The organism is Kitasatospora sp. NPDC040550 (assembly GCF_055594965.1).
On record NZ_JBVIWC010000009.1, the window covers coordinates 80,982 to 105,915 of the forward strand.

Annotated in this window: 21 protein-coding genes; 4 read left to right on the forward strand and 17 right to left on the reverse strand. The window is 72.0% G+C overall.

What is annotated here, in order from left to right:
- Positions 1-136 precede the first annotated feature (136 nt).
- The 4 genes from ruvX to ACZ58X_RS15690 are packed head-to-tail and all read right to left on the reverse strand — an operon-like array spanning position 137 to position 4,200.
- The gene (gene ruvX / locus ACZ58X_RS15675; RefSeq protein WP_470334192.1) at positions 137-616 is read right to left on the reverse strand and encodes a Holliday junction resolvase RuvX; all 480 of its coding nucleotides are present in this window, start codon (positions 614-616) and stop codon (positions 137-139) included.
- Positions 616-3,285: an alanine--tRNA ligase gene (gene alaS / locus ACZ58X_RS15680; protein ID WP_470334193.1), complete on the reverse strand. Its 2,670-nt coding sequence runs from the start codon at positions 3,283-3,285 to the stop codon at positions 616-618. Before alaS ends, ruvX begins: the two co-directional genes overlap by 1 nt.
- A complete protein-coding gene (locus tag ACZ58X_RS15685) occupies positions 3,285-3,716 on the reverse strand; it encodes a DUF6167 family protein (protein ID WP_360230085.1) in 432 nt (143 codons plus the stop codon). Before ACZ58X_RS15685 ends, alaS begins: the two co-directional genes overlap by 1 nt.
- 4 nt (positions 3,717-3,720) lie before the next feature.
- Entirely contained in the window at positions 3,721-4,200 is a 480-nt protein-coding gene (locus ACZ58X_RS15690; RefSeq protein ID WP_375889985.1) for a DUF948 domain-containing protein, read from the reverse strand.
- 218 nt (positions 4,201-4,418) lie between these two features.
- On the opposite strand from ACZ58X_RS15690, the gene ACZ58X_RS15695 reads away from it, so the two are divergent.
- Positions 4,419-6,638 carry an ATP-binding protein gene (locus ACZ58X_RS15695; RefSeq protein WP_470334194.1) on the forward strand — a complete coding sequence of 740 codons (2,220 nt, stop codon included), beginning with the start codon at positions 4,419-4,421 and terminating at the stop codon, positions 6,636-6,638.
- A 48-nt stretch (positions 6,639-6,686) separates the two neighbouring features.
- The gene (locus ACZ58X_RS15700; protein WP_470334195.1) at positions 6,687-7,004 is read left to right on the forward strand and encodes a tetratricopeptide repeat protein; all 318 of its coding nucleotides are present in this window, start codon (positions 6,687-6,689) and stop codon (positions 7,002-7,004) included.
- A gap of 116 nt (positions 7,005-7,120) precedes the next feature.
- Here the strand turns inward: ACZ58X_RS15700 and rpsD are convergent, their stop codons facing one another.
- The 8 genes from rpsD to ACZ58X_RS15740 form a co-directional block, all read right to left on the reverse strand.
- Positions 7,121-7,735: a 30S ribosomal protein S4 gene (rpsD, locus tag ACZ58X_RS15705; protein WP_030240707.1), complete on the reverse strand. Its 615-nt coding sequence runs from the start codon at positions 7,733-7,735 to the stop codon at positions 7,121-7,123.
- Positions 7,736-8,047: 312 nt separating this feature from the next.
- The gene (locus tag ACZ58X_RS15710) at positions 8,048-9,508 is read right to left on the reverse strand and encodes a replication-associated recombination protein A (protein ID WP_470334196.1); all 1,461 of its coding nucleotides are present in this window, start codon (positions 9,506-9,508) and stop codon (positions 8,048-8,050) included.
- A 31-nt stretch (positions 9,509-9,539) separates the two neighbouring features.
- Positions 9,540-10,157: an antibiotic biosynthesis monooxygenase family protein gene (locus ACZ58X_RS15715; RefSeq protein WP_470334197.1), complete on the reverse strand. Its 618-nt coding sequence runs from the start codon at positions 10,155-10,157 to the stop codon at positions 9,540-9,542.
- Positions 10,158-10,228: 71 nt separating this feature from the next.
- Positions 10,229-11,050 (reverse strand): polyphosphate kinase 2, encoded by an 822-nt coding sequence (gene ppk2 / locus ACZ58X_RS15720; protein ID WP_470334198.1) that lies wholly within the window; start codon positions 11,048-11,050, stop codon positions 10,229-10,231.
- Between the two features lie 116 nt (positions 11,051-11,166).
- Positions 11,167-11,685 carry a GNAT family N-acetyltransferase gene (locus tag ACZ58X_RS15725; protein WP_470334199.1) on the reverse strand — a complete coding sequence of 173 codons (519 nt, stop codon included), beginning with the start codon at positions 11,683-11,685 and terminating at the stop codon, positions 11,167-11,169.
- 98 nt (positions 11,686-11,783) lie between these two features.
- Positions 11,784-13,574: an aspartate--tRNA ligase gene (gene aspS / locus ACZ58X_RS15730; RefSeq protein WP_470334200.1), complete on the reverse strand. Its 1,791-nt coding sequence runs from the start codon at positions 13,572-13,574 to the stop codon at positions 11,784-11,786.
- A complete protein-coding gene (gene hisS / locus ACZ58X_RS15735; RefSeq protein WP_470334201.1) occupies positions 13,571-14,833 on the reverse strand; it encodes a histidine--tRNA ligase in 1,263 nt (420 codons plus the stop codon). Before hisS ends, aspS begins: the two co-directional genes overlap by 4 nt.
- A gap of 11 nt (positions 14,834-14,844) precedes the next feature.
- Positions 14,845-15,552, reverse strand: coding sequence for an MBL fold metallo-hydrolase (locus tag ACZ58X_RS15740; RefSeq protein ID WP_470334202.1), 708 nt, complete (start codon positions 15,550-15,552; stop codon positions 14,845-14,847).
- Positions 15,553-15,790: 238 nt separating this feature from the next.
- Here ACZ58X_RS15740 and ACZ58X_RS15745 point away from each other — a divergent pair, with 238 nt between their 5' ends.
- Positions 15,791-16,633, forward strand: coding sequence for a peptidylprolyl isomerase (locus tag ACZ58X_RS15745; RefSeq protein ID WP_470334203.1), 843 nt, complete (start codon positions 15,791-15,793; stop codon positions 16,631-16,633).
- Between the two features lie 265 nt (positions 16,634-16,898).
- On the forward strand, positions 16,899-18,128 hold the full coding sequence (locus ACZ58X_RS15750) for a DUF349 domain-containing protein (protein WP_470334204.1): 1,230 nt from the start codon (positions 16,899-16,901) through the stop codon (positions 18,126-18,128).
- A 66-nt stretch (positions 18,129-18,194) separates the two neighbouring features.
- Here ACZ58X_RS15750 and ACZ58X_RS15755 read toward each other — a convergent pair whose 3' ends face one another.
- The 5 genes from ACZ58X_RS15755 to yajC all read right to left on the reverse strand — a co-directional run bounded on the left by ACZ58X_RS15755 (position 18,195) and on the right by yajC (position 24,914).
- On the reverse strand, positions 18,195-20,714 hold the full coding sequence (locus ACZ58X_RS15755; RefSeq protein WP_470334205.1) for a RelA/SpoT family protein: 2,520 nt from the start codon (positions 20,712-20,714) through the stop codon (positions 18,195-18,197).
- Between the two features lie 96 nt (positions 20,715-20,810).
- Entirely contained in the window at positions 20,811-21,362 is a 552-nt protein-coding gene (locus ACZ58X_RS15760) for an adenine phosphoribosyltransferase (protein WP_380406857.1), read from the reverse strand.
- Positions 21,363-21,391: 29 nt separating this feature from the next.
- On the reverse strand, positions 21,392-22,492 hold the full coding sequence (secF, locus tag ACZ58X_RS15765; protein ID WP_470334206.1) for a protein translocase subunit SecF: 1,101 nt from the start codon (positions 22,490-22,492) through the stop codon (positions 21,392-21,394).
- Positions 22,493-22,496: 4 nt separating this feature from the next.
- A complete protein-coding gene (gene secD, locus ACZ58X_RS15770) occupies positions 22,497-24,347 on the reverse strand; it encodes a protein translocase subunit SecD (protein ID WP_470334207.1) in 1,851 nt (616 codons plus the stop codon).
- 147 nt (positions 24,348-24,494) lie between these two features.
- The gene (gene yajC, locus ACZ58X_RS15775) at positions 24,495-24,914 is read right to left on the reverse strand and encodes a preprotein translocase subunit YajC (protein WP_470334208.1); all 420 of its coding nucleotides are present in this window, start codon (positions 24,912-24,914) and stop codon (positions 24,495-24,497) included.
- Between the last annotated feature and the right edge of the window lie 20 nt (positions 24,915-24,934).

Sequence of the window (24,934 nt, forward strand, 5' to 3'; positions counted from 1 at the left end):
CCGAATCGCTGAGAATCGCTCCGGGCCGACACGAATCGATGCAGATCGATCCGAAACGGACACGGAAACGAACGAAAGAGGGGCCCGTGCGGACGTGTCCGCACGGACCCCTCTTCGGGACGTTAGAGCAGGCCGGTCAGCCGGCCGCCTCGACGCTCTCACCGGGCGGGCGTCCGCTCACCCGTTCGGACTCAAGGGCGGTCTGCAGGATCACCACCGCGGCGGCCTGGTCGACCACCGAGCGGCCCTTCTTCGCCTTGACCCCCGAGGCGCGCAGCCCGTGGGTCGCGGTGACGGTCGTCATCCGCTCGTCCACCAGCCGCACCGTCACCGGGTAGAGCCGGTTGGCCAGCCGCGTGGCATAGGCCCGGACCTTCTCCGCCGCCGGGCCCTCCCTGCCGCTGAGCGAGCGCGGCAGGCCGACGACCACCTCGATCGCGTCGTACTCCTCGACGATCGCGGCGATCCTGGCCTGCGACTTCACACCGGCCGGAACGGTCTCCACCGGCGTGGCGAGCACCCCGTCGGGGTCGCAGGACGCGACCCCGATCCGGGCGTCACCGACGTCGACGGCGATCCGCCGCCCCCGCCGGAAGGGCCTCTCCTCCTGCTCCATCAGCTGGCGCGCTCCGCGACCAGGCCGCGCACCGCGGCGATCGCCTCGCCGACCGCGGCCGGGTTGGAGCCGCCGCCCTGGGCGACGTCGTCCTTGCCGCCACCGCCGCCGCCGAGGGTCTTGGCGGCGGTACGGACCAGCTCGCCGGCCTTGATGCCGCGGCTGCGGGCGTCCTCGTTGGTGGCGATCACGGTCAGCGGGCGGTCGTTGGCCACCGTGAACGCGGCGACCACGGCCGGGCGGGCGCCCAGGCGGCCGCGCACGTCCAGGACCAGCTTGCGCAGCTCGTCCGCGCCCACGCCGTCGGCGACCTGCGCGGCGACCACGGCGATGCCGTGCACGTCCTCGGCCGAGTCGGCCAGGCCCGCCGCGGCGGCCAGCACCTTCTCGGCGCGGAAGCGCTCGATCTCCTTCTCGGCGTCCTTGAGCTTGGTGAGCATGCCCGAGATCTTCTCCGGCAGCTCCTCCGGGCGGCCCTTGACCAGCTCGGTGAGCTGGGCCACCACGGTGTGCTCGCGGGCCAGGAACTTGTACGCGTCGACGCCGACCAGCGCCTCGACCCGACGCACGCCGGAGCCGATCGAGGCCTCACCGAGCAGCTTCACCAGGCCCAGCTGGGCGGTGTTGCCGACGTGGGTGCCGCCGCACAGCTCCTTGGAGAAGTCGCCGATCGAGACGACCCGCACCTCGTCGCCGTACTTCTCGCCGAACATCGCGATGGCGCCGGCCTTGCGGGCCTGGTCCATCGTCATGACCTCGGCGGTGACCTCCAGCTCGCGGCCCAGCACGTCGTTGATCTTCTGCTCGACGTCCACCAGCACGCTGCCCGGAACGGCGGCGGGCGAGCCGAAGTCGAAGCGGAAGCGGCCCGGGGCGTTCTCGGAACCGGCCTGGGCGGCCGTCGGGCCGAGCGCGTCGCGCAGCGCCTGGTGGGTCAGGTGGGTGGCCGAGTGGGCGCGGGCGATCGCCCGGCGGCGGTCGGTGTCGATCGTGGCGTACGCCGAGGCGCCGAGCACGACCTCGCCGAACAGCACGCCGCCCGAGTGCACGATGACGCCCGGGACCGGCTGCTGCACGTCGCGGATCTCGACGACCGCGCCGGACTCCAGCCGGATCCGGCCGTGGTCGGCGAGCTGGCCGCCGCCCTCGGCGTAGAACGGGGTGCGGTCGAGGATCAGCTCGACCTCGTCGCCCTCGGAGGCGGCCGGCGACGGGACGCCGTCCACCAGCAGGCCGACGACGGTGGCCTCGCCCTCGGTCAGGGCGTAGCCGGTGAAGACGCTCGCGCCGGACTTGTCGGCGACCTCGCGGTACGCGGCGACGTCGGCGTGGCCCATCTTCTTCGCCTTGGCGTCCGCCTTGGCGCGGTCCCGCTGCTCCTGCATCAGGCGGCGGAAGCCGGCCTCGTCGACCTGGAGGCCCTGCTCCTCGGCCATCTCCAGGGTGAGGTCGATCGGGAAGCCGTAGGTGTCGTGCAGCTTGAAGGCCTGCTCGCCGGAGAGCACCGCGCCGCCGGACTGCTTGGTCTCGGTGACCGCGACGTCCAGCAGGTTGGTGCCGGCCTTGAGGGTCTGGAGGAAGGCGACCTCCTCGCCGATGACGACCGTCTCGATGCGCTTGCGGTCGGACTCCAGCTCGGGGTACTGCGGGGCCATCGCCTTGATCGCGACGTCGATGAGCTCCTTGGCCACCGGCTCGGTGGCGCCCAGCAGGCGCATGTTGCGGATGGCGCGGCGCAGGATGCGGCGCAGCACGTAGCCGCGGCCCTCGTTGCCGGGGGTGACGCCGTCGCCGACCAGCATCAGCGCGGTGCGGATGTGGTCGGTGACCACGCGCAGCGAGACGTCCGACTTGTGGTCGGCGCCGTAGGTGTGGCCGGTGAGCTCGGCGGCGCGGTCCAGGATCATCCGGCTGGTGTCGATCTCGAAGAGGTTGTCGACGTCCTGCAGGATCGCGGCGAGGCGCTCCAGGCCGAGACCGGTGTCGATGTTCTTGCTCGGCAGGTCGCCGAGGATCTCGAAGCCGTCCTTGCCGTCGCCGTGGCCGCGCTCGTACTGCATGAAGACCAGGTTCCAGATCTCCAGGTAGCGCTCGCCGTTGACCGCCGGGCCGCCCTCCTCGCCGTACGCGGGGCCGCGGTCGTAGTTGATCTCCGAGCACGGGCCGCACGGGCCGGGCACGCCCATCGACCAGAAGTTGTCCTTCATGCCCAGGCGCTGGATGCGCTCGGAGGGCACGCCGATGACGTCGCGCCAGATCTGCTCGGCCTCGTCGTCGTCCTTGTAGACGGTGATCCAGAGCTTCTCCTTCTCCAGGCCGTAGCCACCGTCCGCGACGGGAGTGGTGAGCAGCTCCCAGGCGAACTTGATGGCTCCTTCCTTGAAGTAGTCACCGAAGGAGAAGTTGCCGCACATCTGGAAGAAGGAGCCGTGCCGGGTGGTCTTCCCGACCTCCTCGATGTCGAGGGTGCGCACGCACTTCTGGACGCTGGTGGCGCGCGAGAACTGCGGCTTGACCTCGCCCAGGAAGTAGGGCTTGAACGGCACCATGCCGGCGTTGACCAGCAGCAGGGTGGGGTCGTCGGCGACCAGGGACGCCGACGGAACGACGGTGTGGCCGCGCTCCTCGAAGAAGCGCAGCCAGCGGCGGCGGATCTCAGCCGACTCCATTAGTGGTCCTTCCGGTTCGTTCCGCCCCGCGGCAGGGCTCGGCGGGGCGTTTCTTCAATGGTCTGTGGGACGGTGCGGCCCCCGCCGTCGGGCAGGGCGCGGGCGGGGGGCAGGGCGGCGGCCGGGCGACCGGGCACCGCCGAGATAGCTCGGTACTGCGGCTCGCCGCGCAGCACCCGGCGGGTGCTGCGGGGCTCCGCCACGGCGGTGCCGTGCAGTCCGAGGTCGTCCTTGAGCTGCTCCTCGCGCTCGGCCATGCCGGAGCGCACGTCCTGGGCGAACTGCTTGGCCCGGTCGCCCAGGTGCAGCGCACCGCGCGCGGCGGTGCCGGAGAGACTGTCCGGGGTGAGCCGCTGCACGGCGCCGTTGGCCTTGTTCATGGCCCACACCGCGGCACCGGCGCCGACGGCCATCCAGAAGATCCGTGCCATGCGGTCAGCCCCTCACCGCTCGCCGGACCCGGGAGAACAGGCCGCTCCTGGGCGCGGTCGCGGCGCGCACCTCGGCCCGGATCAGCCGGGCCAGCTCGTCGCGCTCGGCGGGCTGCACCGGCACGCTCGGCAGGGTGCCCTGCTGCTTGGCGACGGCCTTGCGGACGCCGTAGCTGAACGCGGCGACCTTCATCAGCGGCCCGCCCAGCGTGGCGGCCGCGGTGGAGGAGAGCGCCTTGGCGTTGGCGGCGGCGTCCTGGACGTTGGCGGTGATCTCGTCCACCCGGTCCAGCTGCTCGTTGGCGCTGCGCACCGCCGCACCGGCGTCGGCCAGCAGCGGGACGGCCTGTTCGGTGACCGCGGAGACCAGGACGGTGGCCTCCTTCAACACCCGGGAGAGGCGCACCAGCACCACCGCGAGCAGGGTGACCAGGACCGCCCAGAACACGGCGACGAGCAAGCCGGCCAGCTCTCCCACGGACACTTCTGCGCGCTCCCTCGCCTTGCGGTTCCCAACCGAACCCTATCGCGCCCGGGCCCGCTTTCCGGACCGGGTCACGGCCGTGGCCTCGCCCGGATGTGCGAACCGCGCGCGTAACCTACCGTCCGGTCACCTCGTTCAGCCAGGCGGGCCGTCGCCCGTACGGCCCGACGCACGCCCGGACCGCCACGGTCCGGGCCGGGAACAACGGGGAGCAGCGCTTGGCCGGCGACTGGACAGCACAGCCCGCGGTGTGGCCGCGCGAGCCGGAACCGGGCCGGCTGCCGGCCGAGGTGACGGGCTTCGTCGGGCGCGAGCGGGAACTGGCCGAGCTGGCGGGCCTGCTCGCCGGGGCGCGGCTGGTGACGGTGACCGGGCCCGGCGGGGTGGGCAAGAGCCGGCTCGCGCTGCGGGCGGCGGCCGAGGCGGCCGGGGCCTTCCCGGACGGCACCTGGTTGGTGAACGTGGCCCCGGTGCAGGACCCGCTGCTGCTCGGCCACGCCGTGCTGGAGGCGCTGCGGCTGACCGACGGCACCGCCCGGCCGCCGCTGGACGTGCTGGGCGAGCACCTGACGGGGCGCCGCCTGCTGCTGGTGCTGGACGGCTGCGAGCACCTGGTGGAGGCGTGTGCCGAGCTGACCGACGCGCTGCTGCGCGCGCTGCCCGGGCTGCGGGTGCTGGCCACCAGCCGCGCCGCGCTGCGGGCCTCGGGGGAGCACCTGCTGACGCTGGCCCCGCTGCCGGTCGACCCGCCCCCGGAGCTGCCGGAGGCCCCGGGGCCGCTGTCGGACGCGGTGCGGCTGTTCGCCGACCGGGCGCGGGCCGTACTGCCGTCCTTCGCGGTGACGGAGGCGAACGCGGAGGCGGTCGGCCTGCTCTGCCGTCGGCTGGACGGCATCCCGCTGGCCGTGGAGCTGGCGGCCGGGCGGCTGCGCGCGCTGTCGGTGGAGCAGATCACGGCCCGGCTGGACGACCGCTTCCGGCTGCTCACCGGCGGCTCCCGGACGGCCCTGCCGAGGCACCAGACGCTGCGCACCACGATCGGCTGGAGTCATGAGCTCTGCACGGTGCAGGAACGTTTACTCTGGGCCCGCCTGTCGGTCTTCGCCGGCAGTTTCGACCTGGAGGCCGCCGAGTACGTCTGCGCCGGCGAGGGCATCGAGCCCGAGGACGTGCTCGACCTGCTCGACGAACTCGTCGCCAAGTCCGTGGTGCTGCGCGAGGACAGCGCCTTCGGCGTCCGCTTCCGGCTGCTGGACACCCTGCGCGAGTACGGCGGCCACTGGCTGCGCGCCGCCGGCGAGGAGCAGCGGCTGCTGCGCCGCCACCGGGACTGGTACCTGGGCGTGGCCACCTGGGGCGAGGTCGAGTGGTTCGGCCCCCGGCAGGCCGAGACCGCCGAGCGCACCCTGCTCGCCCACGCCAACCTGCGCGCCGCGCTGGAGTTCTGCCTCGCCGAGCCCGGCGAGGAGCAGCTCGCCCTGCTGCTGGCCGGCACCCTGTGGTTCTACTGGGTCGGCTGCGGCCACCTCGGCGAGGGCCGGCACTGGCTGGACCGCGCGCTCGCCCTGGACCGCGAGCCCACCGAGGTCCGGGCCAAGGCCCTCTGGGTGACCGGCTACATGGCCACCCTCCAGGGCGACCTCGGCGCCGCCCGCCCCGCCCTGGAGGAGTGCCGCCGCCAGGCCCTGGACACCGGCGACGACCGGGCCCTCGCCTACGCCGTCCACCGCCAGGGCTGCGCCGCCCTGATCGGTGACGACCCGGAGCGCGCCGCCGAGCTGTTCGAGGAGGCGCTCTGGCACTACCGGACCATCGGCGAGCTCAACAGCAACGTGGTGATGGCGATGGTCGAGCTGGGCCTCGCCTACCTCTTCCAGGGCGACCCGGACAGCGCCGAGCTCTGGTTCGGCCAGGCCCGCGAGGTGTGCGAGGAGCACGGAGAGCAGTGGGCGTACGGCTACGTGCTGTACGCGATGGCGTACTCGCACTACCTGGACGGCGCCGTCCAGCCGGCCCGCGCGCTGGCCCGCGAGTGCGTCCGGCTGAACCACCGCTTCCACGACCTGCTCGGCATCGTGCTGGGGATCGACCTGCTGGCGCTGCTGGAGACCGAGCCGACCGGTCCGGGCGCGCCGGCCGCCCTGTGCGAGGCCCGGGTGCTGCAGGGCGCCGCGCACCGGATCTGGCGTACGGTCGGCAACCCCTTCCTGGGTTCGCGCTCCTTCTTCGGCCCCCACCAGGAATGCGCCGAGCGCGCCCGGGCGGGGCTGACCGAGCAGGAGTACGAGGACTGCTACCTGGCGGGCGGGCGGCTGGACCTGGACGCCGCGGTCGGCCGGGCGCTCGGCGACGGGGGCTCGCCGGGCGGCCCGGAACCCGGCGCCGGGCCCTGTTCGGTGCCGCCCGCGCCGGCCCCGGCACCGGTGCGGAATAGCTGAAACTTGCGGATTGCTTGAGAAGGCAAGGATCCACCCGGAAGGAGCACCATGGCCGTCCACGACGAGTACCGCCTCGCGAACTTCTACTTCGAGTCCAAGGCGTACACCGACGCCGCCCGCATGCTGGAAGGCGTGCTGGCCGAGGAGCCGGCCAACCTCTCGGTCCGGCTGCTGCTGGCCCGCAGCTACTTCCACTCCGCCCAGCTCGGCCGCGCCGAGGCCGAACTGCGCCGGATCCTCGACCTCGACCCGGCCGAGGACTACGCCCGGCTGATGCTCGGCCGCACCCTGGAGCGCCAGGGCCGCGGCCAGGAGGCCCGCCCGCACCTGCGGCTGGCCGCCGCGATGACCGGCGCGGAGCTGTAGCCGGGCGGAGCTGTGGCCGGAGGGCCGGCCGGCACCGGAAAAGGGGCGAGCCCCCGCCGCCTCGAAAGGCGACGGGGGCTCGCTGCCGGTTCAGCGAACTGCGAACCGAGCGCGGGTCAGCGCGAGTAGTACTCGACGACCAGCTGCTCGTCACAGATCACCGGGACCTCCTTGCGCTGCGGCGCACGGTCCAGGCGGAAGGCCAGGGCCTTCAGGTTGACCTCGAGGTACTTCGGGGTCTGGCCCTCACCCGCGTAGCCACCCTCACGGGCGACCTGGAAGGGGACCTTCTCCTTGGAGCGCTCGCGGACGGTGACCACGAAGCCCGGCTTCATCTGGAACGACGGCTTGTTGACCTTGCCGCCGTTGACCTCGATGTGGCCGTGGACGACCATCTGGCGGGCCTGGTAGATGGTGCGGGCGATGCCCGAACGCAGGACCAGGGAGTCCAGACGGGTCTCCAGGTCGGCGACGAGCGCCTCACCGGTCTTGCCCTCGGCCTTCTTCGCGCGGTCGAACGCGCGGGCCATCTGCTTCTCGCTCAGGTCGTACTGGGCGCGCAGACGCTGCTTCTCGAGCAGACGGACCTTGTAGTCCGAGTTCTGCTTGCGACCACGGCCGTGCTGGCCGGGCGGGTACGGGCGGGCCTCGAAGTACTTGACGGACTTCGGGGTCAGCGGCACGCCGAGCGCACGCGCGATCTTGACCTTGGGACGCTTCTGGTTCGCCATGAACCAAACCTTCCTTGCTTACGAATACGGCTTTCACCAGGTGTTGACGGAGGTCGCATGTCGCGACCCGGAGAAAACCCCGACGCCTGTGCGAAGGGATCAGCCGCTCTCCGGAGCCGGGCACATGAAGTGCTGGTCACACGAAGGGCCCGGATAACCGGGCCGTCCGCGACACCGAAACGGTGCGCGACGCTCCTGGTGCGGGCCTCCCGGAGGAGGCCTACGGCCGATGTCCCGCTGGTGCGGCCGGTCGGTGGGGTCTCCCCCGCCGCCGTCCCGGGACATGGCACTCCGACGAAGTATACCCGTCGATCACTCGCCCTTCGTCCCGGGCTCCTCCTCTGCCTTCCGCTCCGGCTTCGCGGCCTTCTCCTCGGCCTTCCGCTCCGGCTTCGCGGCCTTCGGGTCCGCCTTCTCCACCCGGCGCTCCCCCCGCAGCCGCCCGCGCGTCCACTCCACGGTGTCCGCGTACCGGACCTCGCCGCCGCGCCGGTTCGGCCGGTAGTACTCCCGGCCGTGCACCGAGTCCGGCGCGTACTGCTGGGCGGCGATGCCCTCCGGCAGGTCGTGCGGGTACTGGTAGCCCTTGCCGTGGCCGAGCTTGCCCGCGCCGCCGTAGTGGGCGTCCCGCAGGTGCGGCGGGACGGCCCCGGCCAGCCCCTGCCGGACGTCCGCCAGCGCCGCGTCGATCGCCAGGTAGGCCGAGTTGGACTTCGGCGCCAGGGCCAGCGCGATCGCCGCCTGGGACAGGATGATCCGGGCCTCGGGGAAGCCGATCAGCGCCACCGCCTGGGCCGCCGCCACCGCCGTCTGCAGCGCCGTCGGGTCGGCCAGGCCGACGTCCTCGCTGGCCGAGATCATCAGCCGCCGGGCGATGAACCGCGGGTCCTCCCCCGCCTCGATCATCCGGGCCAGGTAGTGCAGGGTGGCGTCCACGTCGCTGCCGCGGATCGACTTGATCAGCGCGCTGGCCACGTCGTAGTGCTGGTCGCCGTCCTTGTCGTAACGGACCGCCGCCTGGTTCACGGCGGTCTCGGTGGTGGCCAGCGAGATGCTCGCCTCGCCCTTCTCCAGCGCCGCCCCGGCCGCCGCCTCCAGCGTGGTCAGCGCCCGCCGGGCGTCCCCGCCGGCGAGCCGCACCAGGTGGTCCTCGGCCTCCGCGGTCAGCTCCAGCGCACCCTCCAGGCCGCGCTCGTCGTCCACCGCCCGGCGCAGCAGCGCCCGGATGTCCTCGTCGGTGAGCGACTCCAGGGTGAGCAGCAGCGAGCGGGACAGCAGCGGGGAGATCACCGAGAAGTACGGGTTCTCGGTGGTCGCGGCGATCAGGGTGACCCAGCGGTTCTCCACGGCGGGCAGCAGCGAGTCCTGCTGGGCCTTGGAGAAGCGGTGGATCTCGTCCAGGAACAGCACCGTCTCCCGGCCGGACATGCCGACCGCCCGCCGGGCGCCGTCGATCACCGCCCGGACCTCCTTGACCCCGGCGGTGATCGCGGACAGCTCGACGAAGCGGCCCTCCACGGCCTGGCTGATCACGTGCGCCAGGGTGGTCTTGCCGGTGCCGGGCGGCCCCCAGAGGATCACCGAGCTGGTGGCGGCCGGCCCGCGGGAGTTGGCCACCAGCCGGCGCAGCGGCGAGCCGGGCTTCAACAGCTGCCGCTGCCCGGCGACCTCGTCCAGGGTGCGCGGGCGCATCCGTACGGCCAGCGGCGCCCGGCCGGGCTCCCTGGTCTGGAGTTCCTCGGCGGCGGCGGTGAAGAGGTCCGGTTCGTCCACACCGGAAGCCTAGTTGAGGCCGCCGACAGAGCTATTGCGCCGGGGTCCGCCGATCCAGCAGGACCACCTCGAACTCCTCCAGCGACCGCAGCGTGCCGCCCAGCGCGGCCAACGCCCGCGCCCGGGAGTCGGCCGTCGGCCCCCGCGCGGCGTCGAAGCTCGCCCGGTCCGCGTAGATCGAGCCCACGGACAGCCGGCCGGTCGCACGGTCGGCCAGCATCGAGCCGGTCACGAAGCCGGGCTTCTTCTCCAGCACCGGCAGCACCTGGTCCCGGAAGATCTCGGCGGCCGTGTCCACCTTGGCCGGGTCGACGTCGGACCTCGTCAGCCGGAACATCGCACCGGGTCCGGCCACACCGGGCGGCGCCGTCGCCACGGCCTCCCAGAGTTCCGTGGTCACGGTGCCGGCCAGCGGCGCCAGCAGCTCACGTCGGCGCTCACCGAGCGCCGCGTCGCTGTCGCGCTCGGCCTGGGCGGACTCCCACCACGAGCCCATCGTGATCTTGCCGACGGTCCGGTCCGCGAACAGGCCGTAGCCGCGGTACCCGGGCTGCCCGGAGAGCAGGTCGACGGCCTCCGTGGCGAGGCCGTCGAGGGTCTCGCCGATCCGGTCCGGATCACCGGTCGCGTAGACGGTACGGACGAACATGAGCGCGCCTCCTGTGCACGCCCGGGCGCCACGCGGGGCCGTTCGGTAGCAGCGCCCGGCCGGGGCCCCGTCTACTCCAGTCTGGCAGCGTGGTCCGGGACGTACTTCTGCAGGTCGCGCGGGGGCCGCTGGTAGCCGCGCGGGGCCGGGCGGGGCGGCAGCTCGATCCGCGGCGGGGCGACCTCGTGGTACGGGACGGTGGAGACCAGGTGGGCGATCATGTTGATCCGGGCCCGCCGCTTGTCGTCGCTCTCCACCACGTGCCAGGGCGACTGCGGGATGTCGGTGTAGACGAACATCTCGTCCTTGGCCCGCGAGTAGTCCTCCCAGTGGGTGATCGACTCCACGTCCATCGGGGAGAGCTTCCAGCGCTTCATCGGGTCCTCCAGCCGGTCCCGGAACCGCTGCTCCTGCTCGGTGTCACTGACCGAGAACCAGTACTTGCGCAGCAGGATGCCCGCCTCGATCAGCATCTGCTCGAAGGTCGGGCACTGGTGCAGGAACTGCCAGTACTCCTCGTCGCTGCAGAAGCCCATCACCCGCTCGACCCCGGCCCGGTTGTACCAGCTGCGGTCGAACAGGACGATCTCCCCGGCCGCCGGGAGGTGTTCGACGTACCGCTGGAAGTACCACTGGGTCTTCTGCCGCTCGGTCGGGGTGGGCAGCGCCGCGACCCGGGCGATGCGCGGGTTCAGGTACTCCGTCACCCGCTTGATCGCCCCGCCCTTGCCGGCCGCGTCCCGCCCCTCGAAGACCACCACCAGGCGGGCGCCCTCGACCCGCACCCACTCCTGGAGCTTCACCAGCTCCTGCTGCAGCCGCAGCAGTTCCCGCTCGTACGGCTTCTTCGCCAGTCGTTCCGGCTTCGCGGTCCGCTGCTGCCCCTTGGCCACTCTCGGGTCCTCCGTCCGACTCCTGCCGATGACCCTTCACCGTAGGCGCAGAACGGTGACCCCGCAGGTCGGACCGGAGGAACGGGCGAACCGGGTCGCGGTGCCGCCCCAGGGCCCTAGACCGCGACGAAGGGCTCCGGGTAGCGGCACAGCCCGCGCGGGTCGCCGTCGTACGCCGCCAGCGGCAGCACCTGGAAGTACGCCTCCGGCACCTCGAACGGGCCGGAGACCTCGTGCCGCCCGGCCGGGATGAAGCCGAACCGTCCGTAGTACTCCGGATCGCCGAGCACCACCACCAGCTTCTCCCCCGCCTCCTCGGCGGCCGACAGCGCCGCCCGGACGACGAGTTCGCCGACGCCCCGGCGCTGCCACTCGGGCGCCACCGCCACCGGCGCGAGCGCCAGCGCGTCCCCGGACCCGCCGCCGTCACCGACCCGCAGCCGGGTCAGCAGGGCGTGGCCGACCACCAGCCCGGCGTCGTCGACCGCGACCAGCGACAGCCCGGGCAGCCAGGCCGGGTCGCGGCGCAGCGCGTCCACCAGGTCCGCCTCGTCCGGCCCGGGGAACGCGGCCATGTGCACGCGCCTGGTCGCCGGGGCGTCCTGCGGACATTCGACTCTCGTGGTGACCTGCATCGAGTCAACCCTCCCTGTGTCACACCACGTTGTGGACCGGCCCCGGACGGTGGGTGGACCGTCCGGGGCCGTTGCAGGTTAGCGCGTATGACGAGGCGTCAGCTCTTGGGCTGTGCCTCGGACTTGGCGTCCTCGCGGACCTTGGGCTGGGCGTCCACGCCGGCCTCGCGGCGCTGGGCCGGGGTGATCGGGGTCGGCGCGCCGGTCAGCGGGTCACCACCGGTGGACGTCTTCGGGAAGGCGATGACGTCGCGGATGGTGTCGTAGCCACCGAGCAGCGTGACGATCCGGTCGAGGCCGAAGGCGACCCCACCGTGCGGCGGCGGGCCGTAGTTGAAGGCGTCCAGCAGGAAGCCGAACTGCGAGGCCGCCTCCTCCTCGGACAGGCCGATCGCGTCGAACGCCCGCTTCTGGACGTCCCGCTGGTGGATACGGATCGAACCGCCGCCCAGCTCCGAGCCGTTGAGGACCAGGTCGTAGGCGTTGGACAGGGCCGAGCCCGGGTCGGTGTCGAAGGTGTCCAGCGACTCCGCGGTCGGGGCGGTGAACGGGTGGTGCACCGCGTGCCAGCCCTGGAACTGGCCCTTGTCGTCCTCGATCGGCTCGAACATCGGGAAGTCGACGACCCAGAGGAAGGCCCACTGGGACTCGTCGATCAGCTCGCAGCGGCGGCCGATCTCCAGGCGGGCGGCGCCGAGCAGCTCCTGCGAGGGGCGCTCCTTGCCGGCCGCGAAGAAGACCGCGTCGCCGTTCTTGGCGCCGGCCGCGGCGGCGAGGCCGGCCAGGTGCTCCGCGGAGAGGTTCTTGGCGACCGGGCCGCGCAGCTCGCCGGTCTCGGCGTCGATCAGCACGTAGGCGAGGCCCTTGGCGCCGCGCGCCTTGGCCCAGTCCTGCCAGGCGTCCAGCTGCTTGCGCGGCTGCGAGGCGCCGCCCGGCATGACCACGGCACCGACGTACGGGGCCTGGAAGACGCGGAACTCGGTGCCCTTGAAGTACTCGGTGAGGTCGGTGAGTTCCTGGCCGAAGCGGACGTCCGGCTTGTCGGAGCCGTAGCGGCCCATGGCGTCCGCGTAGGTCATCCGCGGCAGCGGGTTCGGGATCTCGTAGCCGTGGACCTCGCGCCAGATCGAGCCGACGATCTTCTCGCCGAGGGCCAGGATGTCCTCCTGGTCGACGAAGGAGGCCTCGATGTCCAGCTGGGTGAACTCCGGCTGGCGGTCGGCGCGGAAGTCCTCGTCGCGGAAGCAGCGGGCGATCTGGTAGTACCGCTCCATGCCGGCCACCATCAGCAGCTGCTTGAACAGCTGGGGCGACTGCGGCAGGGCGTACCAGTGGCCCGGCTGCAGGCGGACCGGGACGAGGAAGTCGCGGGCGCCCTCGGGGGTGGAGCGGGTGAGGTACGGCGTCTCGATGTCGAGGAAGTCGTTCTCCTCCATCACCCGGCGGATGATGTTGTTGACCTTCGAGCGCAGCCGCAGGCCCTTGGCCGGGCCCTCGCGGCGCAGGTCCAGGTAGCGGTAGCGCAGCCGGACCTCCTCGTTGACCGTGCCCGGCTCGTACTCGGCGACCGGGAACGGCAGCGGGGCGGCCTCGGAGAGCACCTCGATGTCGCTGACGACGACCTCGACCGCGCCGGTCGGGATGTCCGGGTTCTCGTTGCCCTCGGGGCGGACCCGGACGTCGCCGACGACCTTGACGCAGTACTCGGCGCGCAGGCCGTGCACCGAGTCGAGGTCGCGGACCACGATCTGCACGGTGCCGGAGGCGTCGCGCAGGTCGATGAAGGCGACGCCGCCGTGGTCGCGGCGGCGGGCGACCCAGCCGGCCAGGGTGACGGTGGTGCCTGCGTGCTCCGGGCGGAGCGTGCCCGCGTCGTGCGTGCGGATCACAGCTGCTTCTCCTTCAAGGTGGTGACGAGTGCGTCGAGGGCGACGGGGGACTGCTCGCCGGTGCTCATGTCCTTGAGCTGGACGACGCCCTCGGCGAGGTCCCGGTCACCGGCGATCAGGGCGAAGCGGGCGCCGGACCGGTCGGCGGACTTCATGGCGTTCTTGATGCTCTTGACGCCGAAGGCGAGGTCGGTGGCGACGCCGGCCCGGCGCAGCTCGATCACCTTGGCGAACAGCAGGTTCTTGGCCTCCTCGCCGAGCGCGACGGCGTAGACGGAGGTGGCAGCCGGCAGGTCGAGGACGACGCCCTCGGCCTCCAGGGCCAGGTAGGTGCGGTCCACGCCGAGCGCCCAGCCGACGGACGGCAGCGCCGGGCCGCCGATCATCTCGGACAGGCCGTCGTAGCGGCCGCCGCCGCCGATCGCGGACTGGGCGCCGAGGCCGTTGTGCACGAACTCGAAGGTGGTGCGGGTGTAGTAGTCCAGGCCGCGGACCAGCTTCGGGTCGTCGACGAAGGCGACGCCGGCGGCGGTGAGCAGCTCGCGCACCTTCTCGTCGTACGCCTTGCACTCCTCGCACAGGAAGTCGCGCAGCATCGGCGCGCCGACCAGCTGCTCCTGCACCGACTCGCGCTTGTCGTCCAGCACGCGCAGCGGGTTGATCTCCGCGCGGCGGCGGGTCTCCTCGTCCAGGTCCAGGCCGGAGAGGAACTCGATCAGGGCGGCGCGGTAGACCGGGCGGCACTGCTTGTCGCCGAGGCTGTTGAGCAGCAGCGAGTAGTCGCTCAGGCCCAGCGAGCGGAAGGCGTCGTCGGCCAGGATGATCAGTTCGGCGTCCAGTGCCGGGTCCTCGGCGCCGATCGCCTCCGCGCCGACCTGGGAGAACTGGCGGTAACGGCCCTTCTGGGCGCGCTCGTAGCGGTAGTACGAGCCCGAGTACCAGAGCTTGACCGGCAGGTTGCCCTGCTTGTGCAGGTTGGCCTGGAGGGCGGCGCGCAGCACCGAGGCGGTGCCCTCGGGGCGCAGCGCGAGCTCGTCGCCGCCCTTGGTGGTGAGGGTGTACATCTCCTTGGTGACGATGTCGGTGGACTCGCCGACACCGCGGGAGAACAGCTTCACGTCCTCGAAGACCGGGGTCTCGACGTAGCCGTAACCGGCCCGGCGGGCGGGCGCGGCGATGCGCTCGCGGATCGCCAGGAAGGTCGCGGAGCTGGGGGGCAGCAGGTCGTAGGTGCCCTTGGGGGCGGTGAAGGTGCTCAACTTCTCTTCCGTCACATTCCTCGTCGCGGGAAAGCCGGGGCGCCGGCCGCCCCCGCTGCCTGTCGGAGGTAGGGGTTGGTGGCGCGCTCGCGGCCGATGGTGGTCTGACCGCCGTGGCCGGAGAGGACCACGGTGGAGTCGTCGAGGGGCAGGCACACCCGGGCCAGCGAGCGCATGATCGCTTCGCCGTCCCCGCCCGGGAGGTCGGTACGCCCGATGGAGCCGGCGAACAGCAGGTCGCCCGAGAACAGCACCGGGGGGAGGTCCTCGGCACCGGGCGTCCGGAAGGTCACCGACCCCCCGGTATGGCCCGGGGCGTGGTCCACGGTGAGCCGCAGGCCGGCCAGCTCCAGCACGCTGCCGTCGGTGAGCTCGCGCACGTCGTCGGGCTCGCCGACGGTGAGCTCGCCCATCAACTGGGTGCCCAGGGAGCGGCCGAGCGCCTTCTCCGGGTCGGACATCATGTACCGGTCCTCGGGGTGGATCCAGGCCGGGACGCCGCGGGCGCCGCAGACCGGGACCACCGAGGCGACGTGGTCGATGTGGCCGTGGGTGAGCAGGACGGCGACGGGCTTGAGCCGGTGCTCACGGATGAGCTCCTCGACGCCCCGCGCGGCCTGGTGCCCGGGGTCGACGATGACGCACTCCTCGCCCGCCGCCGGCGCGACCAGGTAGCAGTTGGTGCCCCAGGCTCCAGCGGGGAATCCGGCGATGAACACGCGCGTCCTTCGGGTGTGTGCGGCGGTGGGCTGCGGTGGCTACCAGTAGTGATGACGTAAGGGAAGCCTACCGGCGGTCCGGGCCCGGTTGCGAACCAGATGGGCGGTGGCGGGCCGGGGCCATGACAGGTTCACCGCGTCCTTACGGGCCCGGTCCCTACACTTGGCCGCCGATGGGTGCGATGATCCGCTCCGGAACCCATCCACTTTTCCCGCACATGCTCAGGAGACACGGCCGGTGGTCAGCAGCGAACAGCGGCGGCGGCAGCTCGCCCGCGAGAAGTACGAGCGCCAGATGGAGCGCCGCGCCGCGGCGGCGTCCGCCCGCAGGCGCCGCAACACGATCCTGGGCGCCTCGCTCGCGGTGGTGGTGCTGGCCGGCGGCGGCGGGCTGTTCGCCAGCGGCGCGTTCAGCTCCGACAAGGACAAGAGCGCCTCGGCCGCCGCCACCCCGCAGGCCGCGCCGAGCCAGACCGACCCGGCCCAGGCCGACCCGGCCGCCACCCCGACCCGCAAGCCGGTCGAGGGCTGCGCCGCCCCGGCGGCGGGCTCGCCCAACGGCAAGCAGTTCAAGGCCGAGCCGGCCATGTCGATCAACCAGGGTGCCTCGTACACCATGTCGCTGGACAGCAACTGCGGCAAGGTCACCATCGCGCTGGACGCGGCCAAGGCCCCGCACACCGTGAACTCGTTCAACTTCCTGGCGGGCGAGCAGTACTTCGACCACACCAAGTGCCACCGGCTCACCACCGACGGCATCTTCGTGCTCCAGTGCGGCGACCCGACCGCCAAGGGTTCCGGCGGCCCCGGCTACCAGTTCGCGGACGAGAACCTGACCGGTGCGACCTACCCGGCGGGCACCGTGGCGATGGCCAACGCCGGCCCGGGCACCAACGGCAGCCAGTTCTTCCTGGTGTACAAGGACACCCAGCTGCCGCCGAACTACACCCCGTTCGGCAAGATCACCGGCGGCCTGGACGTGGTCCAGAAGATCGCCGCCGCGGGCACCCTGGAGGGCGCCGGCGACGGCCACCCGATGGCCGACGTCACCCTCAACTCGGTTACGGTCTCGAAGGGTTGACCGGACCCGGGACCGCCGGCGGCGGGCGCGCGGAGCGCCCCCCGCCCGGTCCCGGACCGAAATCGCCCGGCCCGGATGCGGACAGCACCGGTCCTGGTCGCCTATGTTGGCGTTGTATAGGGTGCCCGGACCCGCCTAGCCGTCACCCTCGGCAGCAAGGCACGGCGGACGGGGACGGCGGACTCATCGGTCCGCCGCACATCAACTGTGGACGACGGTCGTGCGCCGCCCCGGCGCGGGCGCGACGTCATGTGGAGGACGCGCTATGAGCAGCGACCCGTGGGGCCGTGTGGACGAGCAGGGCACGGTGTACGTCAGGACGGCCGACGGCGAACGCGTCGTGGGTTCCTGGCAGGCCGGCTCGCCCGAGGAGGCCCTCGCCTACTTCGAGCGCAAGTACCAGGGCATCGAGGTGGAGATCGGCCTGCTGGAGAAGCGGGTGCGCACCACCGACCTGGCCGCCAAGGACGCCCAGACCGCGCTGGAGCACCTCCGTGCCCAGGTGACCGAGGGACACGCGGTCGGCGACCTGGACGCGCTGGCCAAGCGCCTGGACACGCTCACCGGTGAGATCGAGAGCCGGCGGGAGGAGCGCAAGGCCGCCCGGGCCAAGGCCCAGGACGAGACCCGCACCGCCAAGGAGGCGCTGGTCTCCGAGGCCGAGCAGCTCGCCGAGTCCACCCAGTGGCGGGAGGCCGGGGACCGGCTGCGCGCCCTGGTGGACACCTGGAAGGGCCTGCCGCGGCTGGACCGCAAGAGCGACGACGAGCTGTGGCACCGCTTCTCGCACGCCCGCTCGGTCTTCTCCAAGCACCGCAAGGCGCACTTCGCCACCCTGGACGCCGAGCGCGAGCAGGCCCGGCAGGCCAAGGAGGCGCTGGTCTCCGAGGCCGAGGCGCTCTCCTCGTCCACCGACTGGGGCAGCACCGCGGCCGCCTACCGCGACCTGATGGCGCGCTGGAAGTCCGCCGGCCGGGCGCAGCGGGACGTCGAGGACGAGCTGTGGGCGCGGTTCCGCGGCGCCCAGGACGTGTTCTTCCAGGCCCGTTCCGCGGTGTTCAGCGAGCGCGACGCCGAGCAGGTGGAGAACCAGAAGCTCAAGGAGGCGCTGGCCACCGAGGCCGAGGCGATCCTGCCGATCACCGACCTCAAGGCCGCCAAGGCCGCGCTGCGCGAGGTCAACGAGCGCTGGGAGGCCATCGGCCACGTCCCGCGCGACATCCGTCCGAAGCTGGACGGCCGGCTGAACGCGGTCGAGCGGGCGATCCGCGAGGCCGAGGACAGCGAGTGGAAGCGCTCCAACCCGGAGGCCAAGGCCCGCGCGGCCGGCATGGTCGGGCTGTTCCAGGCCAAGGCCGACAAGATCCAGGCCGACCTGGACAAGGCCCGCGCGGCCGGCAACACCGGCCGGATCGCCAAGCTGGAGTCCGAGCTGTCCGGCGTGCAGACCCTGCTGGAGCAGGCGCACAAGAGCCAGGAGGAGTTCAGCGGCTGATCCGGCCCGCTGAACGGCGAAGGCCCCCGGGGGTGCTCCCCGGGGGCTTTCCTCATGCGCCGGGCCTCACTTGCGGGCGGAGGTGACCCGGTAGACGTCGTACACGCCCTCGACGCCGCGGACCGCCTTGAGCACGTGGCCCAGGTGCTTCGGGTCGCCCATCTCGAAGGTGAAGCGGCTCATCGCCACCCGGTCCCGGGAGGTCTGGACCGCCGCCGACAGGATGTTGACGTGCTGGTCGGAGAGCACCCGGGTGACGTCCGAGAGCAGCCGGGAGCGGTCCAGCGCCTCGACCTGGATGGCCACCAGGAAGACCGAGGACTGGGTGGCCGCCCACTCGACGTCGATCATCCGCTCGGGCTGCTGGCTCAGCGACTCGACGTTGACGCAGTCGGCGCGGTGCACCGAGACGCCGTTGCCGCGGGTGACGAAGCCGACGATCGGGTCGCCCGGCACCGGGGTGCAGCAGCGGGACAGCTTGACCCAGACGTCCTCGACGCCCTTGACGATCACGCCGGGGTCGCCCTTGGCCCGGCGGCGCACGGCCCGCCGGTTGTCGTGGGTCGGGGTGGCCGTCTCGGCGAGGTCCTCGGTGGCCCCTTCCTCGCCGCCGAGCGCCTGGACCAGCTTCTGGACGATGTTCTGCGCGGCGACGTGCCCCTCGCCGATGGCGGCGTAGAGCGAGGAGATGTCGGGGTAGCGCATCTCGTGGGCCAGGGTGACCAGCGAGTCGCCGGTCAGGATCCGCTGGATCGGCAGGCCCTGCTTGCGCATCGCCCGGACGATCGCCTCCTTGCCGTGCTCGATCGCCTCCTCGCGGCGCTCCTTGGAGAACCAGGCGCGGATCTTGTTGCGGGCGCGCGGGGACTTGACGAAGCCCAGCCAGTCCCGGGAGGGTCCGGCGTTCTCCGCCTTGGAGGTGAACACCTCGACGGCGTCGCCGTTCTCCAGGGTCGACTCCAGCGGCACCAGGCGGCCGTTGACCCGGGCCCCTATGGTCCGGTAGCCGACCTCGGTGTGCACCGCGAAGGCGAAGTCGACCGGGGTCGACCCGGCCGGCAGGGCTATCACGTCACCCTTGGGGGTGAAGACGAAGACCTCGTTGCTGGCCAGGTCGAAGCGCAGCGACTCCAGGAACTCGCCCGGGTCGGCGGTCTCCTTCTGCCAGTCCAGCAGCTGCCGCAGCCAGGCCATCTCGTTGACGGCGCCGGCCTTGTCGTCCTTGCGGACCTGGGTCGGGGTGTCGGTGCGGATCTTGGAGGCCCCGGCGACGGCGCGCTGCTTGTACTTCCAGTGCGCGGCGATGCCGTACTCGGCCCGCCGGTGCATGTCGAAGGTGCGGATCTGGAGTTCGACGGGCTTGCCGCCGGGGCCGATCACCGTGGTGTGCAGCGACTGGTACATGTTGAACTTGGGCATCGCGATGTAGTCCTTGAACCGCCCCGGCACCGGGTTCCACCGCGCGTGGATGGTGCCCAGTGCCGCGTAGCAGTCGCGGACGGTGTCGACCAGGACCCGGATGCCCACCAGGTCGTAGATCTCGGCGAAGTCCCGGCCCCGGACGATCATCTTCTGGTAGACCGAGTAGTAGTGCTTCGGCCGGCCGGTGACGGAGGCGGTGATCCGGGCACCGCGCAGGTCCGCCTGGACCTGGTCGATGACGGTCGCCAGGTACTCGTCCCGCTTGGGGGCGCGCTCGGCGACCAGCCGGACGATCTCGTCGTACATCTTGGGGTAGAGGATCGCGAAGGCGAGGTCCTCCAGCTCCCACTTGATGGTGTTCATGCCCAGCCGGTGCGCCAGCGGGGCGTAGATCTCCAGCGTCTCGCGGGCCTTCTTCTCCTGCTTCTCCCGCTTGAGGTAGCGCATGGTGCGCATGTTGTGCAGGCGGTCGGCGAGCTTGATCACCAGGACCCGCGGGTCCTTGGCCATCGCCACGACCATCTTGCGGACGGTCTCGGCCTGCGCGGCCTCGCCGAACTTGACCCGGTCCAGCTTGGTGACGCCGTCGACCAGCAGGGCCACCGAGTCGCCGAAGTCCTTGCGCAGGGTCTCCAGGCCGTAGTCGGTGTCCTCGACGGTGTCGTGCAGCAGCCCGGCCATCAGGGTCGCGGCGTCCATGCCGAGCTCGGCCAGGATGGTCGCGACCGCCAGCGGGTGGGTGATGTACGGGTCGCCGCTCTTGCGCTTCTGCCCGCGGTGCCACTTCTCGGCGACGGCGTAGGCGCGCTCGATGTCGCGCAGCAGCGCCGGGTCGGCCTTGGGGTCGTTCGCCCGGATCGAGCGGAACAGCGGCTCCAGGACGGGGTTGAGCACGCTGGAGCGCTGGCCGCCGAGGCGGGCCAGCCGGGCGCGCATCCCGCCGCCGCCGCTGCCGGAGCCGCGGCCGAGCGGAGCGAGCTGGCGCGAGGAGGCCGGCGTGGGGCGTGCCGGGGTGGCCCCCGAGGGCGTGGGACGGTTCTCGGGGGCGGCCGCTGCGGCCGTGGGCACAACCTCGTCGGGCAAGGACACTCCTCGGGGCACCGGGGCCGACCCCCGCCGAAGCCCGTGCGGTCCGGGCACAACCGGGAGGGGATGAATCTTCATGGTACCGAGCCGGGCGGCCCGGTGTTCATCGGGCCGGGCCCGGAAACGGAAGGGCGGCGGTCGGATGATCCGACCGCCGCCCTTCCGTCCTGCTTCTCAGACCGTGACCAGCGTCTCCAGCGGGGCGTCGCCCAGGTGCCCGGTCAGCCGCTCGCGGCCGTCCAGGAAGCCCAGCTCCATCAGCACCACGACGCCCGCCAGCTCGGCGCCGGCCTCCTTCACCAGGTCCAGCGAGGCACCGATGGTGCCACCGGTGGCCAGCACGTCGTCCACCACCAGCACCCGCTCACCGGGCGTGAAGGCGTCGCACTGCACCTCCAGCGTCGCCGAGCCGTACTCCAGCTCGTACGAGCGCCGGAACACCTCGCCGGGCAGCTTGCCGGCCTTGCGGACCGGCACGAAGCCGAGCCCGGCCGCGAAGGCCGCCGGAGCCGCCAGCACGAAGCCGCGCGCCTCCAGGCCCACCACCTTGGTCGCCCCGAGCTCCAGCGCCCGGTCCGCCAGCGCCCGGGTGAGGGCGCCGAAGGCCTCGGCGTCGGCGAGCAGCGGCGCGATGTCCTTGAACAGCACACCCGGCTTCGGGTAGTCCGGGACGTCCCGGATCCGGCTGTTCAGCAGCTCGGCCAGTGCGGTGTCGGCGGTGGTCACGGTGTTCTGTCCTCAGGGTCGGGTGCGGTTCAGCGCTTGGTGGACGGACGGCCCTTGGCACGCGTGGTGCCGGCCGACCGGCCGCGCTGACCGACCATACCCGCAGGCTGGTCGTCCTCCGGGCCCTCGTCCGTCGCCGTCGCGTCGGCGCCCTCGCCCTTGGCCGCCGCGGCGGCCCGGTGCTGCAGGACGCGCTTGCGCAGCGCCTTCATCTCCGGCTGCTCCTCCTTGAGCTGCGCCAGCAGCGGGGTGGCGACGCAGATCGAGGAGTAGGCACCGGCCGCGAGGCCGATGAACAGCGCGAGCGAGATGTCGTTCAGGGTGCCGGCGCCCAGCAGGCCGCCACCGATGAACAGCAGCGCGGCGACCGGCAGCAGCGCCACCACGGTGGTGTTGAGCGAGCGCACCAGGGTCTGGTTGAGGCCCGCGTTGGCCGCCTCGCTGTAGGTGAGCTTGTTCTGCTTGGTGATCCCCTTGGCGTTCTCCTTCACGGTGTCGAAGACGACGACCGTGTCGTAGAGCGAGTACCCGAGGATGGTCAGGAAGCCGATCACCGTACCGGGGGTGACCTCGAAGCCCACCAGGGCGTAGACGCCGATGGTGATCAGGAGGTCGTGGATGAGGGCGACCAGGGCGGCCACCGCCATCCGCCACTCGAAGGCGATCGCCAGGTAGACCGTCACCAGGACCATGAAGACGACCAGGCCGGTGAGCGCCTTGTTGGAGATCTGCTTGCCCCAGCTGGGGCCGATCACCTGGGCCTCGACGGTGTCCAGCGGCACGCCGAGCTTCTGCGAGAGCTGCGCGCGGATCTCGTCCGAGCTCTTCGCCTCGTCGGTGCTGACCTGGATGCGGATCTTGTTGCTGTCCGTCGACTGCACCAGCGGGTGCGAGGAGACGATCCCGTCGGCGGTGTCCTGGGCCTGGGAGACCGTCAGGCCAGGCTTGGTCACGGTGTAGACCGAGCCGCCCTTGAACTCGATGCCCAGGTGCAGGCCCATCGCCAGGCCGATCGCCGCGACCAGCACGATCACGCCGGAGATCGAGTACCAGAGCTTGCGGCGCCCGACGAAGTCGAAGCTGACCTCGCCCTGGTAGAGCCGGTGACCCAGATTGGAGAAGCGCGACACGGTGTCAGGCCTCCTTCACGGCGGCAGAGGAGGGGTTACGACGACGGGTGCTGCGCAGCGGCGGGCGGGCACCCAGCCGCTTCGGGTCCAGGCCGGACCACGGGTGGCCGTCGGAGAAGAACTTCCGCCGGGCCAGCAGCGTGATCATCGGCTTGGTGAAGAGGAAGATCACCACGACGTCCAGCGCGGTGGTCAGACCCAGGGTGAACGCGAAGCCCTGGACCTTGCCGACCGAGACCACGTAGAGCACCGCGGCACAGAGGAAGGAGACGAAGTCCGAGACCAGGATGGTGCGTCGGGCCCGCGGCCAGGCCCGCTGGACGGCCGGGCGCAGCGGGGCGCCCTCGCGGACCTCGTCGCGGATGCGCTCGAAGTACACGATGAAGGAGTCGGCGGTGATGCCGATCGCGACGATCGCACCGCAGACCGCGGGCAGGTTCAGCGCGAAGCCGATCCCGCCGCCGAGCAGGCTCATGATCGAGTAGGTCAGGGCCGCCGAGACGAGCAGACCGGCGATCGAGACCAGGCCGAGGCCGCGGTAGTAGACCAGCGAGTAGGCGACCACCAGCAGCATGCCGATCGCGCCGGCGATCAGACCCGCCTTGAGCTGGTCGCTGCCGAGCGCCGGGGAGACGGTGGTGACGTCGCCCTTGCTGAACTCCAGCGGCAGGGCGCCGTAGCTCAGCACGTTGGAGAGGTCCTGCGCCTCGGCCTGGCTGAACTGGCCGGTGATCACGGCGCTGCCGCCGGGGATCGGGCCGTTCACCTGCGGGTGCGAGACGACCTGGTTGTCCAGCACGATCGCGAACTGGTTGTTCGGCGGGGTCTGGGAGGCGAGCTGGCCGGTGACCTTGGTGAAGGCGTCGGTGCCGGTGCCGTTGAACTGCAGCTGGACCTGCCAGCCGGCACCCGTCTGGGTGTCGAGGCTGGGCTGGGCCTTGGAGACGTCCGAGCCCTTGACCGCGACGGGGCCGAGCGCCAGCTTCTCGTAGTAGCCGCCCTTGGCGGGCTTCTGCGAGCAGGCGACGACGGCCTTGTCCACGGCGCCGGTCTGGTTCGTGCGCTCCTCCGGCTTGGTGCAGTCGAGGTTGGCGAACGCGGTCGCCAGCTCCGGCGGCACGGTGCCCTGGGTCATCGCGGCGGACACGTCGGCGGCGCTCGGCTGCGTGGCCTGGGCGCTCGGGGTGCCCGAGGCGGACGGGGCGGCCGACCCGGTGGCGGGGGCGGACGGGGTGCCGCTGACGCCCGTGGCGGCGGCGCTCGGGGAGGAGCCCTCGGCGGCCAGGGCCTCACCGACGGAACGGCCCTGCTTGGTGGCGCTCGCGCTGGCGGACGGGGTGGGCGCGTGGCTCGCGGAGCCGCTCGCGCCGGCCGTGGGGGTCGCGTTGCCCGACGGGGCGGCGCTCGGGGTGCCCGAGGCGCCCGCGGACGGGGTGCCGGTGGGCGCGGGCGGGGTGAAGCCGCTCGGCGCGACCGCCAGGACCGGACGGAAGAACAGCTGGGCAGTGGTCCCGACCTGGTCCGCCGCGTTCTGCTTGTCGCCGCCCTTGGGGATGTTCACGATGATCGTGTCCGAGCCCTGGGTCTGGACCTCCGCCTCGGAGACACCCATCCCGTTGACGCGGCGCTCCATGATCCCGACGGCGATGTCCATGTTCGCCTTGCTGATCGCCTTGGGATCCTTCGACTTCGCGGTCAGCGTGATGCTGGTGCCACCTGCGAGGTCGATACCGAGCCGGGGCTTGGTGTTGCCCGTCCCGAACATGAGGGCGACCAGTCCGACGGTGACGACCAGGATGAGGGCCAGCGCCCGCCCTGGGTAGCCGTCGCGCGGGCGCGACTTGGGTGTTGCCACCTTGCTCGTTTCTCCCTGTCCATGCCACTTCGCCGACCGGACCCCCGTCCGGCTCGTGGCGGAACGGGGGCATGGCGGGTCTGCGGCCCTGAGGTCCTGTGGGCTCGCGGCACTGCGCCGCGCGACCGGGCGGGTTGCCCGGCCGTACTACTTGCTCGCGGGAGCCCCGCCCTCGACATCCCCCTTGACATCGCCCTTCTCGGCGCTGTCCTTGGTGAGCGTCAGCGGCTTGTCCTCGACCGGCGCGGCGTCGGCGTCCTCGGCCTCCGGCTCGGACAGCTCGTCGTCGGCGGGGCGACCGTTGATGATCGCGTCGTACTCCTGGGGGTCCAGGACGGCCGCGATGGCGCTCTTCGTGAAGTAGGTGACCACGCCGGGCGCGATCTCCAGCTCGACGGTCTCGTCGTTGACCGCCTTCACCTGGGCGTACAGGCCGCCGATGGTGCGCACCCCCGCCCCGGGCTCCAGCGACGTCTGCATCTGCTGCATCTGCGACTGGCGCTTCTTCTGCGACCGGAACATGAGCACGATCGCGATGATCGGGAGGAGGAGGATGATGAGGTTCACAGCAGCCAGGGTCCTTTACG

What these genes read in the sequence shown, in the direction of transcription:
- ACZ58X_RS15700 (WP_470334195.1), top strand. Translation starts at nt 6,687, where the DNA reads ATGGCCGTCCACGACGAGTACCGCCTCGCGAACTTCTACTTCGAGTCC.
- ruvX (WP_470334192.1), bottom strand. Translation starts at nt 616, where the DNA reads ATGGAGCAGGAGGAGAGGCCCTTCCGGCGGGGGCGGCGGATCGCCGTC.
- ACZ58X_RS15755 (WP_470334205.1), bottom strand. Translation starts at nt 20,714, where the DNA reads ATGAAGATTCATCCCCTCCCGGTTGTGCCCGGACCGCACGGGCTTCGG.
- ACZ58X_RS15685 (WP_360230085.1), bottom strand. Translation starts at nt 3,716, where the DNA reads ATGGCACGGATCTTCTGGATGGCCGTCGGCGCCGGTGCCGCGGTGTGG.
- rpsD (WP_030240707.1), bottom strand. Translation starts at nt 7,735, where the DNA reads ATGGCGAACCAGAAGCGTCCCAAGGTCAAGATCGCGCGTGCGCTCGGC.
- ACZ58X_RS15750 (WP_470334204.1), top strand. Translation starts at nt 16,899, where the DNA reads ATGAGCAGCGACCCGTGGGGCCGTGTGGACGAGCAGGGCACGGTGTAC.
- ACZ58X_RS15715 (WP_470334197.1), bottom strand. Translation starts at nt 10,157, where the DNA reads ATGTTCGTCCGTACCGTCTACGCGACCGGTGATCCGGACCGGATCGGC.
- ACZ58X_RS15725 (WP_470334199.1), bottom strand. Translation starts at nt 11,685, where the DNA reads ATGCAGGTCACCACGAGAGTCGAATGTCCGCAGGACGCCCCGGCGACC.
- alaS (WP_470334193.1), bottom strand. Translation starts at nt 3,285, where the DNA reads ATGGAGTCGGCTGAGATCCGCCGCCGCTGGCTGCGCTTCTTCGAGGAG.